The sequence below is a fragment of the Pseudodesulfovibrio pelocollis genome (assembly GCF_030282845.1).
GTDB classification, from domain to species: Bacteria; Desulfobacterota; Desulfovibrionia; order Desulfovibrionales; family Desulfovibrionaceae; genus Pseudodesulfovibrio; species Pseudodesulfovibrio pelocollis.
In genome coordinates this window covers 1-22,131 of record NZ_JASTWE010000006.1, presented here as the reverse complement: position 1 = coordinate 22,131, position 22,131 = coordinate 1, and the positions used below count along the sequence as shown (strand labels likewise).

General features: G+C 65.7%; 20 protein-coding genes. 4 read left to right on the top strand and 16 right to left on the bottom strand.

Going from position 1 to position 22,131, the window contains the following annotated elements:
- Positions 1-40: 40 nt before the first annotated feature.
- From QQS14_RS03510 to QQS14_RS03465, 10 genes are all read right to left on the bottom strand, one after another.
- Positions 41-874, bottom strand: a complete 834-nt coding sequence (locus tag QQS14_RS03510; protein ID WP_285905521.1) for an aspartate/glutamate racemase family protein — start codon at positions 872-874, stop codon at positions 41-43.
- A gap of 301 nt (positions 875-1,175) precedes the next feature.
- Positions 1,176-2,879, bottom strand: coding sequence for a single-stranded-DNA-specific exonuclease RecJ (recJ, locus tag QQS14_RS03505; RefSeq protein ID WP_285905520.1), 1,704 nt, complete (start codon positions 2,877-2,879; stop codon positions 1,176-1,178).
- Positions 2,880-2,892: 13 nt separating this feature from the next.
- On the bottom strand, positions 2,893-3,753 hold the full coding sequence (locus tag QQS14_RS03500) for an HDOD domain-containing protein (protein WP_285905519.1): 861 nt from the start codon (positions 3,751-3,753) through the stop codon (positions 2,893-2,895).
- 70 nt (positions 3,754-3,823) lie between these two features.
- The gene (locus QQS14_RS03495; RefSeq protein ID WP_285905518.1) at positions 3,824-4,822 is read right to left on the bottom strand and encodes a tetratricopeptide repeat protein; all 999 of its coding nucleotides are present in this window, start codon (positions 4,820-4,822) and stop codon (positions 3,824-3,826) included.
- 16 nt (positions 4,823-4,838) lie between these two features.
- Positions 4,839-5,540 carry an orotidine-5'-phosphate decarboxylase gene (pyrF, locus tag QQS14_RS03490; RefSeq protein ID WP_285905517.1) on the bottom strand — a complete coding sequence of 234 codons (702 nt, stop codon included), beginning with the start codon at positions 5,538-5,540 and terminating at the stop codon, positions 4,839-4,841.
- Complete coding sequence (gene gmk / locus QQS14_RS03485) at positions 5,533-6,186, bottom strand: guanylate kinase (RefSeq protein WP_285905516.1); 654 nt, start codon at positions 6,184-6,186, stop codon at positions 5,533-5,535. Before gmk ends, pyrF begins: the two co-directional genes overlap by 8 nt.
- A complete protein-coding gene (locus QQS14_RS03480; protein ID WP_285905515.1) occupies positions 6,187-6,441 on the bottom strand; it encodes a DUF370 domain-containing protein in 255 nt (84 codons plus the stop codon). It lies immediately after the preceding gene.
- Between the two features lie 53 nt (positions 6,442-6,494).
- Positions 6,495-7,376 (bottom strand): YicC/YloC family endoribonuclease, encoded by an 882-nt coding sequence (locus QQS14_RS03475; RefSeq protein ID WP_285905514.1) that lies wholly within the window; start codon positions 7,374-7,376, stop codon positions 6,495-6,497.
- A 13-nt stretch (positions 7,377-7,389) separates the two neighbouring features.
- Positions 7,390-7,917, bottom strand: a complete 528-nt coding sequence (locus QQS14_RS03470) for a DUF4416 family protein (RefSeq protein WP_285905513.1) — start codon at positions 7,915-7,917, stop codon at positions 7,390-7,392.
- Positions 7,914-9,290 carry a MiaB/RimO family radical SAM methylthiotransferase gene (locus QQS14_RS03465; RefSeq protein WP_285905512.1) on the bottom strand — a complete coding sequence of 459 codons (1,377 nt, stop codon included), beginning with the start codon at positions 9,288-9,290 and terminating at the stop codon, positions 7,914-7,916. Before QQS14_RS03465 ends, QQS14_RS03470 begins: the two co-directional genes overlap by 4 nt.
- Positions 9,291-9,347: 57 nt before the next feature.
- Between QQS14_RS03465 and QQS14_RS03460 the strand changes: the two genes are divergently transcribed.
- Positions 9,348-9,869, top strand: coding sequence for a tetratricopeptide repeat protein (locus tag QQS14_RS03460; protein ID WP_285905511.1), 522 nt, complete (start codon positions 9,348-9,350; stop codon positions 9,867-9,869).
- 45 nt (positions 9,870-9,914) lie between these two features.
- Positions 9,915-10,445 (top strand): tetratricopeptide repeat protein, encoded by a 531-nt coding sequence (locus QQS14_RS03455; protein WP_285905510.1) that lies wholly within the window; start codon positions 9,915-9,917, stop codon positions 10,443-10,445.
- Between the two features lie 12 nt (positions 10,446-10,457).
- Here QQS14_RS03455 and mnmA read toward each other — a convergent pair whose 3' ends face one another.
- Positions 10,458-11,519 (bottom strand): tRNA 2-thiouridine(34) synthase MnmA, encoded by a 1,062-nt coding sequence (mnmA, locus tag QQS14_RS03450; protein WP_285905509.1) that lies wholly within the window; start codon positions 11,517-11,519, stop codon positions 10,458-10,460.
- Between the two features lie 152 nt (positions 11,520-11,671).
- On the opposite strand from mnmA, the gene QQS14_RS03445 reads away from it, so the two are divergent.
- The gene (locus tag QQS14_RS03445) at positions 11,672-13,423 is read left to right on the top strand and encodes a dipeptidase (protein ID WP_285905508.1); all 1,752 of its coding nucleotides are present in this window, start codon (positions 11,672-11,674) and stop codon (positions 13,421-13,423) included.
- An 84-nt stretch (positions 13,424-13,507) separates the two neighbouring features.
- Here QQS14_RS03445 and gatA read toward each other — a convergent pair whose 3' ends face one another.
- From gatA to QQS14_RS03420, 5 genes are all read right to left on the bottom strand, one after another.
- On the bottom strand, positions 13,508-14,965 hold the full coding sequence (gene gatA, locus QQS14_RS03440; protein ID WP_285905507.1) for an Asp-tRNA(Asn)/Glu-tRNA(Gln) amidotransferase subunit GatA: 1,458 nt from the start codon (positions 14,963-14,965) through the stop codon (positions 13,508-13,510).
- 25 nt (positions 14,966-14,990) lie between these two features.
- On the bottom strand, positions 14,991-15,275 hold the full coding sequence (gene gatC, locus QQS14_RS03435) for an Asp-tRNA(Asn)/Glu-tRNA(Gln) amidotransferase subunit GatC (RefSeq protein ID WP_285905506.1): 285 nt from the start codon (positions 15,273-15,275) through the stop codon (positions 14,991-14,993).
- A 44-nt stretch (positions 15,276-15,319) separates the two neighbouring features.
- The gene (locus QQS14_RS03430) at positions 15,320-17,338 is read right to left on the bottom strand and encodes a penicillin-binding protein activator (RefSeq protein ID WP_285905505.1); all 2,019 of its coding nucleotides are present in this window, start codon (positions 17,336-17,338) and stop codon (positions 15,320-15,322) included.
- A gap of 104 nt (positions 17,339-17,442) precedes the next feature.
- Complete coding sequence (dnaK, locus tag QQS14_RS03425; RefSeq protein ID WP_285905504.1) at positions 17,443-19,377, bottom strand: molecular chaperone DnaK; 1,935 nt, start codon at positions 19,375-19,377, stop codon at positions 17,443-17,445.
- Positions 19,378-19,488: 111 nt separating this feature from the next.
- The gene (locus QQS14_RS03420) at positions 19,489-20,133 is read right to left on the bottom strand and encodes a nucleotide exchange factor GrpE (protein ID WP_285905503.1); all 645 of its coding nucleotides are present in this window, start codon (positions 20,131-20,133) and stop codon (positions 19,489-19,491) included.
- Positions 20,134-20,225: 92 nt separating this feature from the next.
- Between QQS14_RS03420 and QQS14_RS03415 the strand changes: the two genes are divergently transcribed.
- A partial coding sequence (locus tag QQS14_RS03415; RefSeq protein WP_285905502.1) for a tetratricopeptide repeat protein occupies positions 20,226-22,131 on the top strand: 1,906 nt, incomplete at its 3' end.

Genomic DNA, 22,131 nt, shown 5'->3' with positions numbered 1-22,131 from the left:
CCGCTTTCTCTGGGAGAGGCGGGTCAGGCCCCACCCTTCGTCAGTTCACCGGCCTTTTCTTCAGATCGGACAGGGAGTATTCCACTGCGGCCTCGGCATGGATTGCCGTGGTGTCGAAAACCGGGATGGAAACATCCTCCTGTTTGATCAGCAGGGGAATCTCGGTGCAGCCCAGAATGACCCCCTCCACCTTCTCCTCTTTCTGAAGTCGGTTGATGATCCTGACATATCCATCCCGCGACTCCTTTCTGATCCTGTTGGCGCACAGTTCGTCGAAGATCACGGCATTGATGTAATCGCGCTCTTCCTGGTTCGGGATGACGACCCTGATGCCGCGTTTTTCGAGCCGCTCGCGGTAGAAGGGCTGCTCCATGGTGTAGGTGGTCCCGAGCAGCGCCACGGTGGTGAGCCCGCGTTTCCTGATCGCCTCACCCGTGACGTCCGCGATGTGGAGAACTGGAAGCCCCACTTCCCGCTCAATGGAATCGGCAAGGGAATTGAGAGTATTGGACGCGACGACGATGAAGTCGGCCCCGCCTCGTTGCAGTCGCCGCGCGGCGTCGAGGATGGTTTGGGTCATCAACGTCCAGTCACCCTTGTCGGCCAGCCGCTCCTGTTTGGAAAACTCGCCGAATTCAATGGAAAAAAGCAGTATCTGGGCGGAACTCACCCCGCCCAGCCTGTCGCGAACCATCTCGTTCATCAGGCGGTAGTATTCAATGGACGACGCCCAACTCACCCCGCCGATGATGCCGATGGTCTTGATCGATCCCCGACCCGACGCCTCGGCCGCCAGGGGCATCTGACCGGAAGCAACGACCTCGGCTGTCGCCGATGCGGTCCGCCAGCCATACCCGCCGACAATGGCAGCCATCACAACAAGCACGCACAAGAAACCGCAAATCCGCTTGCAACGCATTGCTCTCTCCTTGCTGTTTCCAAAGAAAACGACCGCAAACCCATCGCCCTTGTCATCACGACACATCCCGGAAACCCCTGCAACCCCGCGCCATCACCGTACGGCAGGGGTGAAAACACCTTCTGCTACGCCTCGGGGTTGCGGCTCACAGTATCCTGCCGCACGCAGCGGCACAAGCTGCCCACGCAAATATAAGGATGAATCAATGCAGATGGTTGGCAGCGGCGGCTTCGATGCCGCGAACTGCGGGGAAAGGCTACACCAGCCAGTCGCGGATGCGCAGGTCGATGCTCGGGATGCCCCGGTAGCGGTCGATCTTGGGGGTAAAGGCGAAACGCATGGCCTGTCCCTTGGTATTGCGCGGGAACTCGCGGCCCATGCGCCAGGCCTTGCCCGACAGCCTGGCTCCGCTCTCGGCGTCGGCCAGCACGAGCTTGACGTGTTCGTTGTCGCGGCCGAACAGGCGGTACTCGGCCACGGTCACGGGCGCGGAGGCAAAGACCGGCTCCGGGTTGCCAAGGCCAAAGGGCTGGAGCAGCTCAAGCTCGTTGAGCAGGGTGTTGGTGATCTCGCCAAAGGGCAACTGGCGGTCGAGCTTGAGGGTCGGGGTCAGCGGCTCCGGGCCAAGCTTGGCTATGACTGCCTCGTTGAAGCCCTGCCGCAGGGCGTCGAGATTGGCCGGATCAAGGGAAAGCCCGGCCGCCTGCTTGTGCCCGCCGAACCCGGCCAGCAGCGGGCTGACGGACTTGAGGCTTTCATGAAGGTCAAACTCGGAAATGCTGCGGCCCGACCCCTTGAGCAGGCCGGTATCTTCGCGCGAGCAGAGCATGAGGGTGGGCCGGTAGTAGCGCTCCACCACCCGCGAGGCCACGATGCCGATGATGCCCGGATGCCAGTGGTCGGCGTGGAGCACCAGCCCGGCCATGTGCCGCATGGTCTCGGCCTGGGCCAGGGCCTCTTCGGCGATATCCTGCTCCTGGCGGCGGCGCTCCAGGTTGATGGCGTCGAGTTCCCGGGCAATGGGCATAGCCTCGTCGAGGCTTGGGGCCAGGAGCAGGGCCAGGGCCTTGCCCGGATCGCCCATGCGCCCGGCCGCGTTGACACGCGGGGCGAGGTTGAAGCCGATCTGTCCGGCTCCAAGCTCGGCCTTGCGCTCGTATTCGCTGACCATCTTCAGGGCGGCCATACCGGGCCGGGCCGCATCCTTGATGACCAAAAGCCCGTTCTTGACCAGGATGCGATTCTGGCCGGTGAGCTGGACCACGTCGGCCACGGTGCCCAGCGCCACCAGATCGAGCAGCGGGCGCACATCCATGGGCTCGCCCGGCAGCATCCGGTTCAGCGCGCAGGCAAGCATGAAGGCCACGCCCACCCCGGCCAGATCGTCGCACGGGCCGCCCTCGCGCAGGCGCGGATCGCAGATGGCGTGGGCGTCGGGCAGGGTGTCGCCGGGCAGGTGGTGATCGGTCACGGCCACCAGCATGCCCAGCTCCCGGGCGCGGGCCACGGGCGCGATGTCCGAGATGCCGCAGTCCACGGTCAGGAGCACGCCCGCGCCCTGGGCGGCCAGCCGCTCCACGCCCGGAACGTTCATGCCGTAGCCCTCCTCCATGCGGTTGGGCAGGTGGTGCATGATTGCGATGCCGCGCGCGGCGAAGAATTCCTTGAGCAGGACCGTGGCCGTGATGCCGTCCACGTCGTAGTCGCCCCACACGGCCAGGGTGCGCCCCGCGGCCAGGCCGCGCACCACCACTTCGGCCGCGTCCATCAGGCCGGGAATCTCAGAGGGCTGGGCCAGATGGCGCAGGCCCGGCGAGAGGAATCGGTCCATCTCCTCCACCGAGGCCATCCCACGGTTCCAGAGGATGTCCACGATGAGCGGGGACACGGACAATTGCTCGGCCATGGTCTCGGACGAGGGCGGCCGACTTTCGCCGCGGGCTTTCCAGATGCAGGGCATGGCGATCCCGGGGTCAGGCGAGGAGCCGGACGAACTGTTCGATGTCCTTGGATTCGGCCAGTTCCTCGGCCACTTCCATGATCTCGTCCAGCTCCATTTCCAGGTCCGGGCACAGGGCCTGGAGCCGGGAGACGAAGTATTCGTCATCATCGTCCACGGCATGGGCGGCGCAGTCGGCCAGACAGATGACCGTGGCCTCGTTGGAGTGGCCGGGCGAAAGCTCCGGGGCGTGATGCCAGTTGACCGGTTCCACCAGCGCGGGCGGCAGGTCCCACGACTTGAGCACCAGGGCGCCGATCACGGCGTGGTCCAGCCCCCAGTACTCGTCCTCGGCCTCGGCATCGGGAATGCCCTCCTCGTCGGCCAGTTCGCGGATGGCGGCCCAGTCGGCGGGGCGGCGCAGGGCGACAATGAGCTTGCCGATGTCGTGCAGCAGCCCGGCAGTGAACATGATGTCTGACTTGCCCACCTCGGTGACACGCGAGACCTCGCGGGCGATCATGCCCACATAGAACTGGTGCCGCCAGTATTCGGCCAGGTCAAAGTCATCGGGCATGGTGTAACCGGCGGTGAGGCCGTTGACGCCAAGGGTGAGGACGATGTTGCGGATCTCGTGCATGCCGAGCACGGCAGCGGCGCGGGACACGGAGACCACCTCGGCCTGGAGGCCGTAATAGGCGGAATTGGCCACCCGCAGGATGCGCGTGGTCAGCCCCTGGTCCTTGCCCACGGTCTTGCCCACATCCTCAAGGGAGGCCATGGACGAGTCCCCTGTCTGGGCGAAGAGCTTGCCGAGCACCTCGGGCGAATAGGGCAGGTCGTCCCGCATCCTCGGGAGTTCCCGCAAGAAAGCCTGTATCTTGTCCTGGTTCATGAAGACTCCGTGATCGCCCCGTGTTTGGCCGCCAGCCCCGTGTTGCCGCTACCCCAGGCAGCCCGGTCCGTCAATCGAGATCCAGCTTGATGGGCGCGGCAGGCTTGGAGGGGGTGGCGGCTTGGCCGTCCGCCCCATTGGCCTTGCCCCCGGCCGGAGCCCCGACGGGCCGCCCGTTGGCCTGCCCGCTGGCGACCGCCGCACCGCGCTCGTCAGCGGGTTTTCCGCCCACGGCCGACCGCTCGCCTCCGGTCCGGCGCGTGTCGGTCCCCGATGGATCGGCCCCGTCCGCCACATGGCCCTCGCTCTTGAGAAAGGCCCAGAACATGCGGCTCTCCTTGAGGTCAGGATTCACCTCCAGGCTCTTGCGCAAATACTTCTTGCATCCCTCCACATCGCCCTTCTCGTAGAAGCAGCGGGCGATGTTGTGAAACAGGTGCTCGTCGTCCTCCACCAACTCCTCGGCACGCAGGTAGTATTGCAGGGCCTGCTCGTACATCTTGTTCTTGCGCATGTTGATGCCGAAATCGTTGAACAGATGCTTGTGCTCGGACTCGAACGCCGCCTCAAGGCCCACGATGCGCTCGAAGATGTCATTGGCCTTCACCTGATCGCCCCGGTCGAGATAGGTCAGGCCCAGGCCGAAGTTGGCGCGCACGTTCTCCTCGTCGATGGCCGTGGCCCGCTTGAACTCGAACTCCGCGCTGTAGGCCGCGCCGCGCTCGCGGTGCTTCTCGCCGCGCACCACGGCATCGTCCATTTCCCTGATGGCCGGAAACACGGTGGAGAGATAGAATTCGGGTTCGGGATTGAACTTGGTCAGGAACTCGTCGCGGGAAAGGGTGCGCCTGGGTCCGGATGGAACGTAGTTGCGATTGAGGGGCTGCACGACGATGGAGCCGTCCTCAAGCTCCTCGCTGCTCCAATAGGTCTTCTGGATGGTTCGCCGCTGGGTGGTGCCGGTGCCGACCCTGGAAACGGACTGTGTGGAGAAGACGCCCTTGATCTTCTCCGCGCCGTCCCTGACTATCTCCCGGCCGCCTCGCTCCGTGTCGCCTTGCTCAGTCATCCGCTCCCCCCGGGGATTAGGCTGATCGCATCTCCTCAAGCATGGTCCGGGCCGCGTCCGCCGGAATCACGGCCCCGGTGATGGGCCTGCCCACCACCAGAAAATCGGAACCGAACCGGACCGCCTGCCCGGGCGTGACCACCCTGCGCTGGTCGTCCGCCGCCGCCGACGCGAGCCGTATGCCCGGCGTCAGGCACAGGAAGCCATCCCCGCACTTCCCCTTGACGTCCGCCACTTCGAGCCCGGAACAGACCACTCCATTTACGCCATATTGCTTGGCTTTCACAGCAAGGTCAAGGGCCATCCGCGAGGGGGCTGGCGCGCCGTCCACGGGCAGGTCGCCCGGCCCCATGCTGGTGAGCATGGTCACGGCCATGACCAACGGCGGCCGCGCGCCCGGAAGCGCGCCTGCGGCACAGCCCTCCATGGCCGCACGGGCCATGCGCTCGCCGCCCAGGGCGTGGATGGTGACCATGTCCACCCCCAGCAGGGCGGCGGACCGGGCCGCGCCGAGCACCGTATTGGGGATGTCGAAGAATTTCATGTCCAGAAAGACCTTGAAGCCCAGCTTCTTGAGGGGCTCCACCACGGCCGGGCCCTGGGCCGTGAACAGCTCAAGGCCCACCTTGACCCACCCGGCCGTGCCGCGCAGCGAACGGGCCATGGCCAGGGCAGACGCGCCGTCTGGATAATCGAGGGCCACCACCAGTTCAGCCATCGCCCCCCCCCTGTGTCTCCCAGGTGCCGAGGATGGCGTCAAGGATGCCCGGACGCAGGGCGGGTTTGCAGCGACCGGCCAGATACACGGCCCGAAGTTCCTGATAGGACATGTCCAGATCGTCGTTGACTACCCAGTATTCAAAGAAATCCGCCTGCCTGATCTCGCCCGCCGCATTGTCAAGTCTGCGGGCGACGGACTCCTCGGAGTCGGTGCCCCGGCCGGTCAGACGGCGGACCAGGACGGCCCGCGAGGGCGGCAGCAGGAAAACGAAGGTGCCGTCCGGGAACGTGTTGCGCAGCTGTTTCGCCCCCTGCACGTCGATGTCGAAGAGCACGTCGCACCCCTGGCCGAGCATCGTTTCCACCGGTTTGGTGGCCGTGCCGTAGAAGTTGCCATGGACCTCGGCCCACTCGCAGAACTCGCCCCGGCTGCGCATGGTCACAAAGGCGTCGCGGGAGACGAAATGGTATTCGCGGCCGTCCTGCTCATGGCCCCGTGGGGCGCGGGTGGTGTAGGAGATCGAGTAGCCGAAGTCCGGGAACTCGCGCCGCAGCATGTTGATGAGCGTGCTCTTGCCCGTGCCGCTGGGAGCGCAGACCACGAGCACCTGTCCCTGGCGGCGGAAGGTGTCGTCTTTGCCCACCTAGTCCCCCTCCTCTGCGCTGAAGCGCTGGCCCACGGTCTCGGCCTGGATGGCCGAGAGGATGACATGGTTGGAGTCGGTGACGATGATGGCGCGGGTCTTGCGCCCCTGGGTGGCGTCGATGAGCCGCCCCTCCTGGCGCGCGTCCTCGCGCAGGCGGCGCATGGGCGCGCTGGTGGGGTTGACGATGGAGATCACACGGCTCAACACCACGAAGTTGCCGAAACCTACGTTGAGCAATCCCTGTTTCTGCATAACTACCTACAATTCCTTTATGCTTTGGACGTGATCGCGTTGGCGCGGCCGGGCTACTCGATGTTCTGGATCTGCTCGCGGCAGCGCTCAAGCTCGGCCTTGAAGTCCACCACCAGACGGCTGACCTCCACATCCTGGGCCTTGTTGCCGCAGGTGTTGATCTCGCGAAACGTCTCCTGGATGAGAAAATCGAGCTTCTTGCCCACGTCGCCGCCGCCGCGCAGGGTCTCGCCGATGCGCTCAAGGTGGGCGTCGAGCCGGGTCAGCTCCTCGGACACATCGAGCTTGTCCGTCAGGTAGGCCACCTCCTGGAGCATGCGGTCCTCGGAAAAATCAGCCCCGGCAGACTGGAGCATGTCGATGATGCGCTGACGCAGCCCGGTCTTCTTTTCCTCCAGAATGGCCGGGACGCGCGCGCCCACGGCCCGGGCGAGCCCGCTCAGGGTGTCGAACCGGGCGAGCAGATCGGCCACCATGGCCTCGCCCTCCACGGTGCGCGAGCGCATCCAGTCCGCCAGCGCGCCTTCCAGTCCCCGGGTCAGGCTCTCGGCCAGTCCGGGATCGGGCTCGTTGCCCGCGTCGCGCCACAGGGACGACATGGTCATGATCCGGTTGAAGTCCGGCTCGAAGACGCGCCCCTGGCTGGCGGCCAGCTTCTCCATCTCGCGCATCATGGCCCGGGCCATGACCTCGTTGAAGGCCACGCCGAGCACACCGGCGTCCATGACCTCAAGGTTGAGGGAGACATCCACCCGGCCGCGCGAGGCGTGGGTGCGCACGACCTTTTCCCAGCCGTTCTCCAGGCCGCGCAGGGAGCCGGGCAGGCGCCACTTGACGTCGAGGAACCGGCCGTTGACGCTCTTGATCTCCCAGACGTGCGTCCAGGCGTCCTCTGTGGTCTCGAACCGGCCAAAACCGGTCATGCTGACGGGCATATGCTTGATCCCCTTATGTATTGAGCTTGGTTTTATACAACTGCCGCAGCTTTGTCAGCCGCGATTTCATTTCCCGGCCCGCGTAGTCCGGGAATGTCCAGGGAAAGTCGGTCCACCCGCCCCGCTGCCAGATCAGGGTCAGGTCCGCCCAGATGCCGCGCCCCAGATAGACGCGGTGGGAAAAGTTCTTGCCCGTGGCCAGCACCAGCCGCTCCAGGGTGAGGAAACCCGGGTCGAGGTTGACGCGCCGCTGTCCCCCGACGGCGTGGGCGGCCTCGATGGCGTTGGTGGCCAGCTTGATGTCGGCCAGCTCGTCCAGCGGGCGCAACGCCTCGAAGGCGAGGAGCCGCCGCCCTATGGGCGTGCCCAGTTCCGCATCGTAGTAGCCGGTCTGGTCAAAGGGAAACAACTCGGAGACGTGTTCGGCCGGGCCGAAACGCGCCTCAAGCTCACCGAGCAGGCCGGGCCAGACCCAATCCCATCTGGCGCTGAGCACGGACATGACCAGCAGCCCGGGCAGGGGCTCCCTGGGCACGCTCACGACCTGTCCCCACCAGTTTCCGGCAGCGATTCCGGCAACGGCTCGGCCATGACGACACCCCGCTCGACGCCCACGGGCCGGGCGCGGACCAGGGCGCGTCGGCCAACGCCATCGGGCAGGCGGGTCAGCCGACACCCGGCATAGAACTCGCACACCCCGTTGCCCTGCGCATCCTGGACCAGCACATCGAGGCGGGGCAAGCCGGTGAGCCGCTCGCGGAAGGCCCGCCTGCGCCGGGACACAAGGGCACGCAGCCGAGCGGCCCGCGCCTTGCGCACGGGCACGGCCACCTGCCCGGGCATGTCGGCGGCGCGGGTTCCCGGCCGCTCGGAATACGGAAAGACATGGGCATAGGTCAGGGGCAGTTCACGGCACAGGGCCAGGGTCTCGGCAAAGGCGGCCTCGTCCTCGCCGGGAAATCCGGTGATGATGTCCGCGCCAAGGCCCATGATCGGCCAGACCCGGGCCAGCCGGGCCAGGAAATCCGCCGCGCCGCGCGGGTCGTAGTGACCGCGCCCCATGGCCCGGAGCACACCAGCATCGCTGCTTTGCAGCGATAGGTGCAGATGGGGGCAGACCATGGACGATCCGGCCAGGGTATCGAAGGCCTTGTCATCAAGCTGGCCCGGCTCCACGGACGAGACGCGCAGCCGCGCCCGTCCGGCCCAGCCGGGGGCCAGCTCCCGGTCCAGGCGGGCCAGGAGATCCCAGAAATCCATGCGTTCGGCCAGCCCCCGGCCATAGTGGCGCAGATTGATGCCGCTGATGACCAGTTCGCGGAATCCGGCATCGAGCAACCGCGCCGCCTCGGCGATCACCTCGTCCGACGGGCGGCTGACCGAGGGGCCGCGCGTCAGTGGCACGATGCAGTAGGTGCAGTGGTGCGAACAGCCGTCCTGGACCTTGACCACGGCCCTGGCCCGGGAATAGCCGGAGATGGAAAAGGGGGCGTATCCGCCCGGCTCGTCGGCGGTGTCGGGATCGGTGGTGTCGGGATCAATGGAGGGGATCGCCGCGGCCAGAGGCGCGGCAGGCGAGGCGACAGGCCCGGCCAGGAGCGCGCCCTTGTCCGCCTGGGGCACCACGCTGACCACTCCGGGCAGCCCGGCCAGTTCGTCGGCCATGACCTGGGCCGCGCAGCCGGTGACGATGATCCCGGCCGCCGGATTGGCGCGATGGAGGCGGCGCACTGTCTGGCGCAGATCGGCCACGGCATTGGCCGTGACCGCGCAGGAATTGACCAGGATGACGTCCGCCCCTTCGGGCGCGACGCTCTCCACGGCCTGCCCGTGGCCGGTCCAGGCCTCGGCGATGGACCGGGTCTCATACTGGTTTATCTTGCACCCCAGGGTGGCGGTATACAATCGAATCATGTACTCTCGGCCTGTCGCTCAGGCGAACACCCATGTTTCGGAGAGAAAAACGAATCCATGACACACACCAAACGGATCATCACCCTCATCCTGACCTTTTCGGCCCTGTTGCTCGCAACCCTGCTGCTGGCCGGGTGCGGCCACCAGCCCAAGCTGGCGGGCAACCTGTCCATGACCCTCAAGGACTACGAACAGGCCGTGGTGGAATACCAGAAGGCCCTCAAGGACGAGCCGGACTCGGCCCGGCTGCTGACCGGCCTGGGCCGTGCGTACTACAATCTTGGTGAATACGACAAGGCCGAGGAGGCGTTTCGCCACGCCGCCGGGGTGGAGAACTACCCGAGCGCGGTCTTCTACACCGGCCTGTGCCAGATCGCCAAGGGCGACCGCGCGGGCGGGTTCGAGACCCTGACCGGGTTCCGCTATCCCGGCAGGGTCCAGGTAACCAACTCGGTGCGCGACATGGCCGCACGCCTTGCCGACACGCCGGACCTGACCGACGAGGCCATCGCCAGGGCCATGTTCCGGGCCTGGGACGAGGGCATGGACCGCGAGCGGGATTTCGGCGGCTCGCGCTAGCCCCGCCCGAGCGGACTAAAGCATTTCCCAACAAGGGTCAATGCCATGAGACGGACAACACTGACGCTGCTCGCCGCGCTCACCATGCTCACCGGCTGCCTTTCTTACGGCGCGGTGGGCGTGGGCACGAACTCGGGCGTGGGCGTGGGCGTGGGCACGGCCTCGGGCATGGGCGTCAGCCTCAGCAGTTACGGCGACTTCCTGCACAGCGGGCCGGACGCGGCCTATCGGATCAACCGCGAGGGATTTCGCGCCTTTCTCGACGGCGACTACCCCACGGCCCGCACCCACTTCGACGCCACCCTGGACCAGTATCCCGGCAACCCGGACGCGGTGTTCTATCTCGGCCTGACCCTGATGTTCCTTGACGAGCTCGACCAGGGGTTCGCCGTGCTCGCCACCTATCGCGAGCCCTTCAACACCCGCATCACCCAGGAGGTGCGCTGGTGGACGGGCTACTGCCGCAAGCGGCCGGACATGACGCCCGAGACCATCCGCAAGACCCTGGTCAGGGCCAGAGCCGAGGGACTTGCCCGCGAACGGCAGGAACGGTGGGAGGACCGCCGGGGCCTCTGATTGCGAGTCCGCTCACCCCCCGTCACCTTCCATCCCACGCTCCAAGGCATGTTCAATGACGCCCCCGCCCAGGACCGTCCCTTCCGCATCGTACACCGCCGCCACCTGCCCCGGGGCCGGGCGGTCATGGGGCTCAAGGAAACGGACCACGAGCCGGTGGTCCTCAATGGCGAATCGGGCCGGTCTGGGCCGCTGGCGGTAACGCGTCTGGACCATGACCACCTCGGGCCAGCCCGCAGGGTCGGTCATGAGGTTGACCCGCCCGGCCACGCAGCCGGGCACCAGGAGCGAGGGCTTCGGCCCCACCACCAGGGTGTTGTCAACCACGCGTTTGTGGAGCACGTAGAGGGGCTCGGCCCAGGCGATGCCCAGGCCGCGCCGCTGGCCCTGGGTGTGCCGCCACAGCCCCTTGTGCCTTCCGATGACCGTGCCGTCCGCAAGGACGATGGGACCGCCGCCGGGCATGGGGCCGCGCCGGGTCAGGAACGTCTGGTAGTCGTCGCCGGGCACGAAGCATATCTCCTGGCTCTCGCCCGGCAGGGGCGGGGTCAACCCCAGCCCGGCCAGCCGAGCGGGCACGTCCCTCTTGAGCATGTCGCCAAGGGGGAAGTGGGCGCGGCGCAGGGCCTCCCCCCCCACCAACGAGAGAAAATAGCTCTGGTCCTTGGCCGGGTCAGCCCCGCGCGCCAGCAGCGGACCTTCCTTGGCGTCAACCAGCCGCACATAGTGGCCCGTGGCCAGATTGTCCGCACCCAGGGCGCGTGCCGCGTCAAAGAGCGCGCCGAACTTCATGCGCGGGTTGCAGGCCGCGCAGGGGTTGGGGGTCAGCCCCCGGCGGTAGGCATCGGCAAAGGGGGCCACCACCTCGCGCTCGAACTCGCGGCGCAGGTCGGCCACGTGAAAGGGCACGCCAAGATGGGCGCAGGCCTCGGCCAGCCCGGCCACCGCCCCATCCCCGCCACCTTTTGGCAGGAAGCGGCCGTGCAGGGCGAACACATCGTGCCCGCGCTCCTTCATCAGGGCCAGGGCGAGCAGGCTGTCCATGCCCCCGCTCACGGCTACGGCTGTGGTCATCATCTGTCTCGGGGTTGTCGGTCGGACGCGGCTCCTGCCAGCGCCTCGGGGCATCCTAAGGAAGCCGGAGCCGAATGCAAAGAGTTTGTGGTCTGACCGGGCCAGATCGTGCTACACCGGCGCACAGGAAGACATCACACAAGGAGTTCGCCATGAAACCGCTGCACTTTCTCCCGACGGCCGTCCTGGCCACACTGCTGGTCGCCCTGCTGGCCGCGCCCGGGGCCCTTGCCTGCACCACCATGATCATCACCCCCGGGGCCAGCGCCGACGGCTCCATGATGGTCACCCACTCCGACGACGACGAGCTGGGCGACCAGCGGCTGGTCTACGTTCCCTCCAAGGAGCAGACCGGCAGCCGCAAGATTTTCCATGAGGCCTACGCCTATCCGCGCTTTGTCACCGATGATCGCGGCCCGGCCTACGCCACCCCGGGGTATCCGCCCACCGAGCCGGTGGCGACCATCCCCTACGCCGAGATATGGAAGCTCCTGGGCCGGGAGCAGACGGTGTCGTTCGCCTACTTCGACGGCAACTACGGGATCATGAACGAGAAGAACCTGATGATGGGCGAGTGCACCAACGCGGCCAATTTCGAGCCCCCGTCCAATGCCAAGGCGAGCGCGGGCAACCCGCAGCGGCTTTTCTACAGTTCCGAATTGTCGCGCATCGCCCTTGAGAACTGCGCCAACGCGCGCGAGGCGGTGGCGCTCATGGGCGCGCTGGTGGACAAGTACGGCGTCTACGACACGGGCGAGACCCTGCTGGTGGCCGACGAGAACGAGGGCTGGGTCTTTGAGATGTGCGCCCTGCCCGACGCCACCCACCACTCGGCCTGGGTGGCCAAGCGGGTGCCCGACGGCGAATTCTTCGTGGCCGCCAATACCTTCCGCATCCGCGAGGTGATCAAGGACGACCCGGACAACTTCCTCTACTCCAGGCACCTCGTGCCCGGCCTGAAGAAGCTCAAGTGGTGGGACGAGAAGACGCAAGGGCCCATCGACTGGCTGCGGGCGGTCAGCCCCGGCGAGTACAACCACCCCTACTACTCGCTGCGCCGCGTCTGGCGGGCCCTGGACCGGGTCAACCCGGACCTGGGCCTCTCCCCCTGGGTCAAGGACACCTACACCACGGACTACCCCTTCTCCATCAAGCCCAATGTCCCCCTTGACCTGGCCAAGGTCTTCAGCCTCTACCGCGACCACTACGAGGGCACCCAGTTCGACCTGACCAAGGGCGTGGCCGCCGGGCCATACGGCGACCCGCACCGCTTTGTCGGCCCCTATGACGGCAACCAGAACAACGTGGACGCGGACAAGAAGTTCTACGGCGCGTGGGAGCGGGCCATATCGGTCTTCTACCAGGGCTACACCTTTGTCTGCCAGACCCGGCCCAAGGCCCCGGAATACACCAAGGGCGTCCTCTGGTTCGGCCCGGACGTGGCCTACACCACCTGCTTCACGCCCTTCTTCGCCAAATCGGCCCAACTGCCGCGCCCCTACCAGACCGGCTCGCCCCAGGAATTCGACCCCACCTCGGCATGGTGGCACTTCGATCTGCTGGCCAACTGGGCCCGCCTCAACTTCCAGCGCATGACCCGGGTGGACATCCAGCCCGTGCAGCAACGGCTCGAAACCAAGGCCATGGCAGACGTGCTGGCCATGGACGAGGCCGTCAAGGGCAAGAGCGACGAGGAAACCCTGCGCCTGATCACCGAGTTCGGCTTCCAGACCGCAGGCCAGGTGCTCGCCACATGGCGCGACCTGACCTTCACCCTCTTTGCCAAGTATTCCGATGGCTACCTCAACAGACCCGGCGGCCCGGTCCGCGACATCGGCTACCCTTCGGACTGGCTCGACCGGACCAACTACAAGGACGGCCCGGTCAGCTACGACATGAAGTAGCCCGCGCTGACGGAACAACGGAAAGCCGGTCGCCGAGAATGTTCGGCCACCGGCTTTCTTGCCGTTGAAGAGATGGTGAAACGTCTAAAGCGCGGGCAGCGGCATGGGGTCCAGATTCCGCTCCAGGCAGGCGGCCACGGAGAGCATGTCCGCCTCCTCGAAGGGGCGGCCCATGAGCTGGAGGCCCACCGGCATGCCTGAATCGGTGCCAAGGCCCACGGGCAAGCTCATGCCCGGCAGCCCGGCCAGGTTCAGGGAGATGGTGAAGATGTCCATGAGGTACATCTGGATGGGGTCGGCCTTGGCCCCGACTCTGAAGGCCGTGGTCGGGCAGACCGGCCCGGCGATGAAATCGCACTGCCCAAGGGCCGCGTCGAAGTCCTGGCGCAGCAGGCGGCGGACCTTGGCGGCCTTGTTGTAGTAGGCGTCGTAGTAGCCGGACGAAAGGACGTAGGTGCCCATGATGATGCGCCGCTGCACCTCGTCGCCGAACCCCTCGGTGCGGCTGGCGGTGTACATGTCGATGAGTTCCTCGGCACCCTGGCTGCGGTGGCCGAAGCGCACCCCGTCAAAGCGGGAGAGGTTGGACGAGGCCTCGGCCATGGCGATGATGTAGTAGGTGGCGATGGCGTAGTCGGTCAGCGAGAGGGAGAGGGGCACGGTCCTTGCGCCCAGCGCCTCGGCCCGGGCCACTGCGGCACGGCAGGCCGCCTCCACCTCGGGGTCGATGCCCCCGCCCCAGTATTCGCGCGGCAGGCCGATGGTCACGCCGTCAAGGGAGTCGCGGCCCAGCCCGGCCAGATAGTCGGGCACGGGTGCGTTGACCGAGGTGGAGTCCCGGGGGTCGTGCCCGGCGATGACCTGGAGCACCCGGGCGGCGTCTTCCACCGAGCGGGTCATGGGGCCGATCTGGTCCAGGGACGAGCCATAGGCGATCAGCCCGTAGCGCGACACGCGGCCATAGGTGGGCTTGACCCCCACGATGCCGCAGAAGGAGGCGGGCAGCCGGATGGAGCCGCCGGTGTCAGTGCCCAGGGCGGCAAAGCACTGGCCAGCGGCCACGGACGCGCCCGAGCCGCCGGACGAGCCGCCCGGCACGCGCTCGGCATCCCAGGGGTTGGCGGTGCGGAAATAGGCGGAGTTCTCGGTGGACGAGCCCATGGCGAACTCGTCCATATTGGCCTTGCCAATGAGCACGGCCCCGGCCTCGCGCAGCCGGGCCACTGCCGTGGCATCATAGAACGGCACGAAATCTTTGAGAATCTTCGAGCCGCAGGTGGTCCTGACTCCCCGGGTGGTGAGCAGATCCTTGAGGACCACGGGCACGCCCCACAGGGGCTTGGACGGGTCCGGTCCTTCGGCGTCCAGGGTCTCGGCCCGGGCCATGGCCTCGCCGGCCATGACCGTGATCAGGGCGCGGACGGCGGGCTCGGTGGCCTCAATGCGGTCCAGGCACGCTCCCACGGCCTGGACGGCGGTGACCTCGCGGGATTGGAGCAGCCCGGCCAGTTCGGTCAGGGTCTTGGTGTGCAATGCAGACATGGTCTATCCTGGGTATGGGCGAAAATCAGACGATTCTGGGGACGATGAAGAATTGGCCGTCCTGCCTGGGCGCGTTGCCCAGCACCTCGTCGCGGCCATGCTCCTTGCGCGGCTCGTCGGGGCGCAGCACGGTGGTGTGCTCCACCGGGCTGTACATGGGCTCCACGCTGTCGGTGTCCAGCTCGGCGAGCTTGTCCATGTGGCCCAGAATGTCGCCCAGCTGTCCGGCGAACAGCTCAAGCTTGTCCTGCGGCAGATCCAGGCGCGCCAGACGCGCCACCTTGGCCACCTCTTGGGGGCTTATCTTCATTGTCGATGCTCCTTGCGTGAATGTGGGCGGTCCGGGAACGACGGCTAACGACCGCCCTCCTGGCGCTGCTCGTAGGCTTCGAGCCGCCGGTCGCGCCGGGCCTTGGCCTTGGCGATGCTGTCGGCGAGGGAGGCGGCGTTGACCAGCCGCTTGCCGTTGCGCGCCGGGCTGAAGAGATACATCTCCTGCATGGCCACGCCCTGCCCGTTCCAGCTGATGGGGGCCATGCTGAAGTCCATGCGGCTTGCCGAGGCGATGCGGTCGTTGACGTCGGCAGGGGTCCAGCCTGCGGGCAGCGAGCCGATCTTTCCGGCAAAGCGCACGAAATCGTAGCCCAGGGCCACCCAGAAGTCGGCCTGACCAAGGCCCTCCTCGGTCAGCGCGGCCTGGAGGGCGCGGCCGCCGTCGCTCCCCTCCCACCACGCGCCAGGGCACACGGCCAGCCGGTAGTAATGCTCGTCCACGTTTCGGGCGCTGTCCAGGGCGCGGCTCCACAGGCTGGTGCCCAGGTACAGAAGCTGGTCGCCCTCGTAGAAGAAGAAGTTGGGCAGCAGGGTCTGGGCCTGGCCCCAGCCATCGGGCAGGAAGACCGCGCCGAAGTCCGGCTGCGGGAGCGGCGCATCCTTGTTGTCCTTGAAATTGGCGGGCACCTTGAGCAGCCGGGCCACCCGCTGGCTCCACTCCTTGAGTTCCCTGGGCGGATAGGACTGCATGCCCCGGACCCGGGCACCCATGGGCGCGGCCTCGCGGTAGAAGGTCTCGGCCATGGCCCGGCCAAAGGCCTCTTCGGGATAGAAGATCGCCACATCCTTGATGCCCAGCTGGTCCACGGAAAGACTGACCAGACTGCGCACCTCGTCATCGCGGCTGGAGAAGAACCGCCATGCGTCGCGCCCTTCGGTCAGGTCGTCGCCCAGGGAGGCGAGGAAGGCGAAGACGGCGCGCGAGTCGAGGATGCGTCTGCCCGACGCGGTCCCTTCGTAAAGCTGCCGAAAATTCTGCACCTGAAGCGGACCACCCACCACCGAGTAGTGGGCGGGCAGCGCGGCCAGCCGGGCCTCCCAGCCCGGGATGTCGGTATTGATCACCCGCAGGTCCACGTCCGTGGCGTCCTGGGCCAGCCGCCACTGGGCCAGCCCGGCACCGCGCAGGATGCCCGCGCCGACCTTGCCAAAGGGGCCGGACAGCGGCAGGGCCATGGCCACGCCCACGCGCGGCAGGCCAAAGCGCGCCTCAAGGGCGGCCAGGGTCTGCTCAAGCGGAGCCCGGTCCGCAAGCTCGCCCCGGGCGGCCAGGGTGCGCATGGTCCGCCAGACACCGGACCACGCCGCCTTGTCCGTGGCCTCGCGCACACCCCGCTCGAACCCGACGAGCACGTACGGGAAGCGCCACTGGGCCTCGGCGGTCACGGCTCGGGAAAGCTCCATGATCCGGGTGTTGTCCAGGGACTGAAGCGTGGCCCGGTAGGCGGCCTCCATGGCCGCCCGATCGGCCGGGGACGGTGCCTGGACATAGAACCCAGCCAGGGTTTCCAGCGAGCGGTCGAAGTCGCCCCGGTTGCGGAAATATTCGCCGTACCACAGGGCCGCGTCGGCCCGCGTCTCCCACGGGACATCAGTGGCGGCCAGGAGCCAGCGCAGGTGATTTTGCAGCCGCTCGCCCCGGTTCAGGGCGGCCATGGTGTCGAGGTACAGCCGCTCCCAGGAGCGCAGCCGCACCACCGAGGCGTCCATGTTTGCCCAGTCCTCCAGGGCGATGCGCGCCTGATGGTAATGGCCGCTGCGGATGGCGGAATCGGCCAGCCGCTCGTAGACGGTGGGCAGCGCGCCGGGCGTCAGGTCGGGCCGCTCCAGCAGGGCGGCGTAGTACAGCTCCGCGGCCTCGTAGTTGCGGCGCTCCCAGGCGGCGGCGGCCTCGACAAGCAGGTTTGGCGTGGAGAGCAGGTCCGCGCTGGGCACGGTCTGCCTCGGGGCGCAGCTGAACAAGAACAGGGCCGCCAGCGCGAGGAGCGCCAGGGACCGCAGGATGGGGGGTATGGTGGTATTTTTTTTCATGATGGGCATGGTGCGTTGTGTCCCGGCTTGGTGAACCGGCAAAGAAAAACCCGGCCCGCATCATGCGGGCCGGGTAATGCTATACTTCGCTTGGTCCCTCAAGGCAAGTTGGATTACTTGACCTCGGTGTAGTCGGCGTCCACCACGTCGTCGTCGGCCCTAGACGAGGACGAGGACGAGGCCGCTCCATCGGCTCCGGCGGCTCCGGCCGCCCCTGCCGCGCCAGCGGCTCCGGCCTGGCCGGTGGACTGCTGGGCGTAGAGCTGCTCGGCCAGCTTGTGGGAGGCCTGGGCCAGTTCGTCGGTCTTGGCCTTGATCTCGTCCGCGTTGTCCGTGGCCAGGGCCGCCTTCAGGGCCTCGATCCTGGTCTCGATGTCCGCCTTGAGTCCGGCGTCCACCTTGTCGCCGAGGTCGCGCAGGGACTTCTCCGAGGTGTAGACCAGGGTGTCGGCGTGGTTGCGGGCCTCGATGAGGGCCTGCTTCAGCTTGTCCTCGTCGGCATGGGCCTCGGCGTCCTTGACCATCTGCTCGATCTCGTCGTCGGACAGGCCCGAGGACGCGGTGATCTGGATGGACTGCTCACGGCCGGTGCCCATGTCCTTGGCGTTGACGTGGACGATGCCGTTGGCGTCGATGTCAAAGGAGACCTCGACCTGCGGCACGCCGCGCGGCGCCGGGGGAATGCCGGACAGCTCGAAGTTGCCCAGCAGCTTGTTGTCGGCCGACATGGGCCGCTCGCCCTGAAAGACCCGGATGGACACCGAGGGCTGGTTGTCGGCCGCAGTGGTGAAGACCTGGGATTTCTTGGTCGGGATGGTGGTGTTGCGCTCGATGAGCTTGGTCATGACGCCGCCCATGGTCTCGATGCCCAGCGAAAGCGGGGTCACGTCGAGCAGGAGCACGTCCTTGACGTCACCGGCCAGGATGCCGCCCTGGATGGCCGCGCCCATGGCCACGACCTCGTCCGGGTTGACCGAGCGGTTGGGCTCGCGGCCGAAGAAGCTCTTCACCTTTTCCTGGACCAGGGGCATGCGGGTCATGCCGCCCACGAGGATGACCTCGTCGATGTCAGAGGCGGAAAGCCCGGCGTCCTTGAGGGCCTTGCGGCACGGCTCCACCGTGCGCTCCACCAGGTCCTCCACCAGCTTTTCGAGCTTGCCGCGGCTGATCTTGACCATCATGTGCTTGGGGCCATTCTGGTCGGCGGTGATGAAAGGCAGGTTGACCTCGGACTCCACGGAGCTGGACAGCTCGTGCTTGGCCTTTTCCGCAGCCTCCTTGAGGCGTTGCAGGGCCATGCGGTCCTTGGACAGGTCGATGCCGTTCTCCTTCTTGAACTCGCCCACCAGATACTCGATGATGCGGTGGTCGAAGTCTTCGCCGCCGAGGAAGGTGTCGCCGTTGGTGGCGCGCACCTCGACCACGTTGTCGCCCACTTCGAGGATGGAGATATCGAAGGTGCCGCCGCCCAGGTCGAAGACCGCGATCTTCTCGTTGGCCTTCTTGTCGAAGCCGTAGGCCAGGGAGGCCGCAGTGGGCTCGTTGATGATGCGCTTGACCTCAAGGCCCGCGATCTTGCCCGCGTCCTTGGTGGCCTGGCGCTGGGAGTCGTTGAAGTAGGCGGGCACGGTGATGACCGCCTCGGTCACGGTCTCGCCCAGGTAGCTTTCGGCGTCCTTCTTGAGCTTCTGGAGGATCATGGCCGAGACTTCGGGCGGGCTGTATTTCTTGTCGCCGATCTCGACCCAGGCGTCGTTGGCGTTGCCGGCCACTATCTGGTAGGGGCAGTGCTTCTGCCACTTCTTGACCTCGGGAGCGTCAGCCTTTCGGCCCATGAGACGCTTGATGGCGAAAACGGTTTTCTCCGGGTTGGTGACCGACTGGCGTTTGGCGATGTCGCCCACAAGCCGCTCCTTGTCCGTGAAGGCCACGACGGAAGGCATGGTGCGCCCGCCCTCGGGGTTGGTGATGCATTTGGGGTCTTTGCCCTCCATCACGTAGACACAGGAGTTGGTGGTGCCCAGGTCGATCCCTATGATCTTGCCCATACGTATATCCTCCTAAAATATTGCGATGTGAATTCTCTTGCACAGAATTGCGTACTGCTTCCAATAATCACGCGGCCGGGGTTGTAAAGGGTTGCAGGCCAAAAAACACTGTCAGGCCTTGACCACCATGACCTTGGCCGGACGCAGCAGGCGGCCCTTGAGGGTGTAGCCCGCCTGCACCACCTGGGCGATGCGGTTGTCGTCCAGCTCGCCGTCCTCCATGGTGCCCACGGCCTCGTGGACCTCGGGGTTGAACTCCCCGCCGCGCATGGCCTCGATCTGCACCAGCCCGTGGCCCTTGACCGCGTCGGCAAAGAGCTTGCGGGTCATGTCCACGCCGATGACGAAATTCTTGCACGCGCCGTCGAGGTTGCCGGTGTGGGCCAGGGCGAGGTCGAGGTTGTCGAGCACGGGCAGCAGGTCGGCCAGGATGGATTCGCCCGCGTATTTCTTGAGGTCTTCGGTTTCGCGCAGCAGCCGCTTCTTGACGTTCTCGGTGTCGGCCAGGGCGCGCAGCCGGATTTCCTCGGCCGCCTTGTAGACATCGCAGCCCGGACAGACCGAAGCGCGGCACAGCGCCTCAAGCTCGTCCTGGCTCAGGGAGACCTCGGTCTCGTCCACAGTTTCCTGCGCACCTTCCTTCGCGGCTCCCGGAGCATCCTCCGGTGCCGCGCCCTTGTCGCCGCCGCCGAAAATCTTGCCCGTCTCATCGTACAGATCGCCGAGCGGATTGTCGGATTTCCTGTTTTTCACCATGTTCGTCAGATTCCTCGCGCTGGGAGTGTCGTGAAAAGCCCCGCGCCACGGCGGGACATGCCCGGGAAATAAGCACGGGCAGGGGGTTGTCAATGGAAAACGGACAACAAATGTTGACCTGCCAGCGGGTTGCCTCTACAGTTTTTCAAACTCGCAATAAAGGCAAAACGATGATGGGATATTTCGAAATCGCCTACACTTGGGTCGCAGAAAACAAAGAGTGGTTTTTTTCTGGAGCAGGAGCCATCTTTGTTGGCGGTATGATAACACGCCTTTTCCGCAGAAACACCCCAGGGACAGTCACGGCGAGGGACCAAATCACGGCGAAGGGTGCAACCGATTCCGCCATCGGGAATCACGCCTCGGTGGACAAATCAGTCACCACCATCCCCATCACCAACCCCTCTGGTTCAGTCATTGCCGCACCAGCGGGAACTGTGAACCAAACGACGACCCACTATCATGGCGTTCCACCGGAAGAATACGCGGCTCTCGCCACAAAGCACGGCATCACCCAAGGCGCGCTGATCACTTTCCTTGCCATTTTCGAAAAAGAAGACATCCCTCTTTCCGACTATGACCATGAACTCCGATGTATTGCGGAGCGGTTCAAGGAGCTGGAAGCCCGTCTGGAGCGTTTCGAGACCGACGACGCCGCTGTTGCCACGGCCAAGCACCAAGCCAGGGAAGCCTTGACAGAAGGCCAATTGGACAGGGCCGAAGAGCTTCTCCTGAAAGCCATGTCCCTCCAACTCAAAAAGGCGGACACCGCCGCCCTGGAGGCCGGAGAAACCCTCGCGGAACTGGCGGCACTGGAAAACCTCCGCTTCGCCTTTGCCAAGGCGGCTGACTACTATCTTCAAGCCGCAGAGCGGGTCGCTACGGCGGACAGCCACCAATCCATGTTGTATCGCCACGAGGCTGGCAAAGCCTTCCGCATGGCCGGGCTTTTCGAGGAGGCCACAGAGCAGTGGGAACGATGCCTGCATTACTGCGAAAGCATGACGCCACCTGACGAAGCCATGATTGCCACGGCATGCAACAACATCGCCGTCATCTATGAAGAGCAACAGCGGTTCGACGAGGCAGAGAGACACTTCAAAAAAGCCCTGGATATCAGGGAGCGCGTCTTCGGCAAGGCACACCACAAGGTGGCGTCCACATGCAACAACCTCGCTCCTCTCTATGAAACACAACAGCGGTTCGTCGAGGCAGAGGCTCTCTACAAAAGAGCTTTGGACATTCAAGCGCACGTCTTCGGCAAGGACCACAACGAGGTGGCGAGCACATGCAACAATCTCGCTAACCTCTATGCAACACAACAACGGTTCGACGAGGCAGAGGGACTCTACAAAAAAGCCCTGGATATCAAGGAGCGTGTCTTCGGCAAGGACCACCATGAGGTGGCGTCCACAGACAACAACCTCGCCAACCTCTATGCAACACAACAACGGTTCGACGAGGCAGAGGGTCTCTATCAAAAAGCCCTGGATATCCGGGAGCGCGTCTTCGGCAAGGACCACCACGAGGTGGCGGCCACATGCAACAACCTCGCTGCCCTCTATGCAACACAACAGCGGTTCGACGAGGCGGAGAAACTCTACCGAATGGCCCTGGATATCAAGGAGCGCGTCTTCGGCAAGGAACACCGCGAGGTGGCAGCCACATGCAATAACCTCGCTCTCCTCTATGCAACACAACAGCGGTTCGATGAGGCAGAGGAACTCTACCGAAGAGCCCTGGATATCCGGGAGCGCGTCTTGGGCAAGGACCACCACGAGGTGGCGGCCACATGCAACAACCTCGCTCTCCTCTATGCAACACAACAGCGGTTCGATGAGGCAGAGGGACTCTACCGAAGAGCCCTGGATATCCGAGAGCGCGTCTTGGGCAAGGACCACCACGAGGTGGCGGCCACATGCAACAACCTCGCTGGCCTCTATTACCAACAACAGCGGTTCGACGAGGTGGAGGGACTCTTTCAAAGAGCCCTAGTGT

What these genes read in the sequence shown, in the direction of transcription:
- QQS14_RS03480 (WP_285905515.1), bottom strand. Translation starts at nt 6,441, where the DNA reads ATGCAGAAACAGGGATTGCTCAACGTAGGTTTCGGCAACTTCGTGGTG.
- QQS14_RS03420 (WP_285905503.1), bottom strand. Translation starts at nt 20,133, where the DNA reads ATGGTGAAAAACAGGAAATCCGACAATCCGCTCGGCGATCTGTACGAT.
- QQS14_RS03510 (WP_285905521.1), bottom strand. Translation starts at nt 874, where the DNA reads ATGGCTGCCATTGTCGGCGGGTATGGCTGGCGGACCGCATCGGCGACA.
- pyrF (WP_285905517.1), bottom strand. Translation starts at nt 5,540, where the DNA reads ATGGCTGAACTGGTGGTGGCCCTCGATTATCCAGACGGCGCGTCTGCC.
- QQS14_RS03475 (WP_285905514.1), bottom strand. Translation starts at nt 7,376, where the DNA reads ATGCCCGTCAGCATGACCGGTTTTGGCCGGTTCGAGACCACAGAGGAC.
- QQS14_RS03500 (WP_285905519.1), bottom strand. Translation starts at nt 3,753, where the DNA reads ATGAACCAGGACAAGATACAGGCTTTCTTGCGGGAACTCCCGAGGATG.
- QQS14_RS03455 (WP_285905510.1), top strand. Translation starts at nt 9,915, where the DNA reads ATGAGACGGACAACACTGACGCTGCTCGCCGCGCTCACCATGCTCACC.
- dnaK (WP_285905504.1), bottom strand. Translation starts at nt 19,377, where the DNA reads ATGGGCAAGATCATAGGGATCGACCTGGGCACCACCAACTCCTGTGTC.
- mnmA (WP_285905509.1), bottom strand. Translation starts at nt 11,519, where the DNA reads ATGACCACAGCCGTAGCCGTGAGCGGGGGCATGGACAGCCTGCTCGCC.
- gatC (WP_285905506.1), bottom strand. Translation starts at nt 15,275, where the DNA reads ATGAAGATAAGCCCCCAAGAGGTGGCCAAGGTGGCGCGTCTGGCGCGC.
- QQS14_RS03495 (WP_285905518.1), bottom strand. Translation starts at nt 4,822, where the DNA reads ATGACTGAGCAAGGCGACACGGAGCGAGGCGGCCGGGAGATAGTCAGG.
- QQS14_RS03460 (WP_285905511.1), top strand. Translation starts at nt 9,348, where the DNA reads ATGACACACACCAAACGGATCATCACCCTCATCCTGACCTTTTCGGCC.
- gatA (WP_285905507.1), bottom strand. Translation starts at nt 14,965, where the DNA reads ATGTCTGCATTGCACACCAAGACCCTGACCGAACTGGCCGGGCTGCTC.
- QQS14_RS03445 (WP_285905508.1), top strand. Translation starts at nt 11,672, where the DNA reads ATGAAACCGCTGCACTTTCTCCCGACGGCCGTCCTGGCCACACTGCTG.
- QQS14_RS03465 (WP_285905512.1), bottom strand. Translation starts at nt 9,290, where the DNA reads ATGATTCGATTGTATACCGCCACCCTGGGGTGCAAGATAAACCAGTAT.
- recJ (WP_285905520.1), bottom strand. Translation starts at nt 2,879, where the DNA reads ATGCCCTGCATCTGGAAAGCCCGCGGCGAAAGTCGGCCGCCCTCGTCC.
- QQS14_RS03430 (WP_285905505.1), bottom strand. Translation starts at nt 17,338, where the DNA reads ATGCCCATCATGAAAAAAAATACCACCATACCCCCCATCCTGCGGTCC.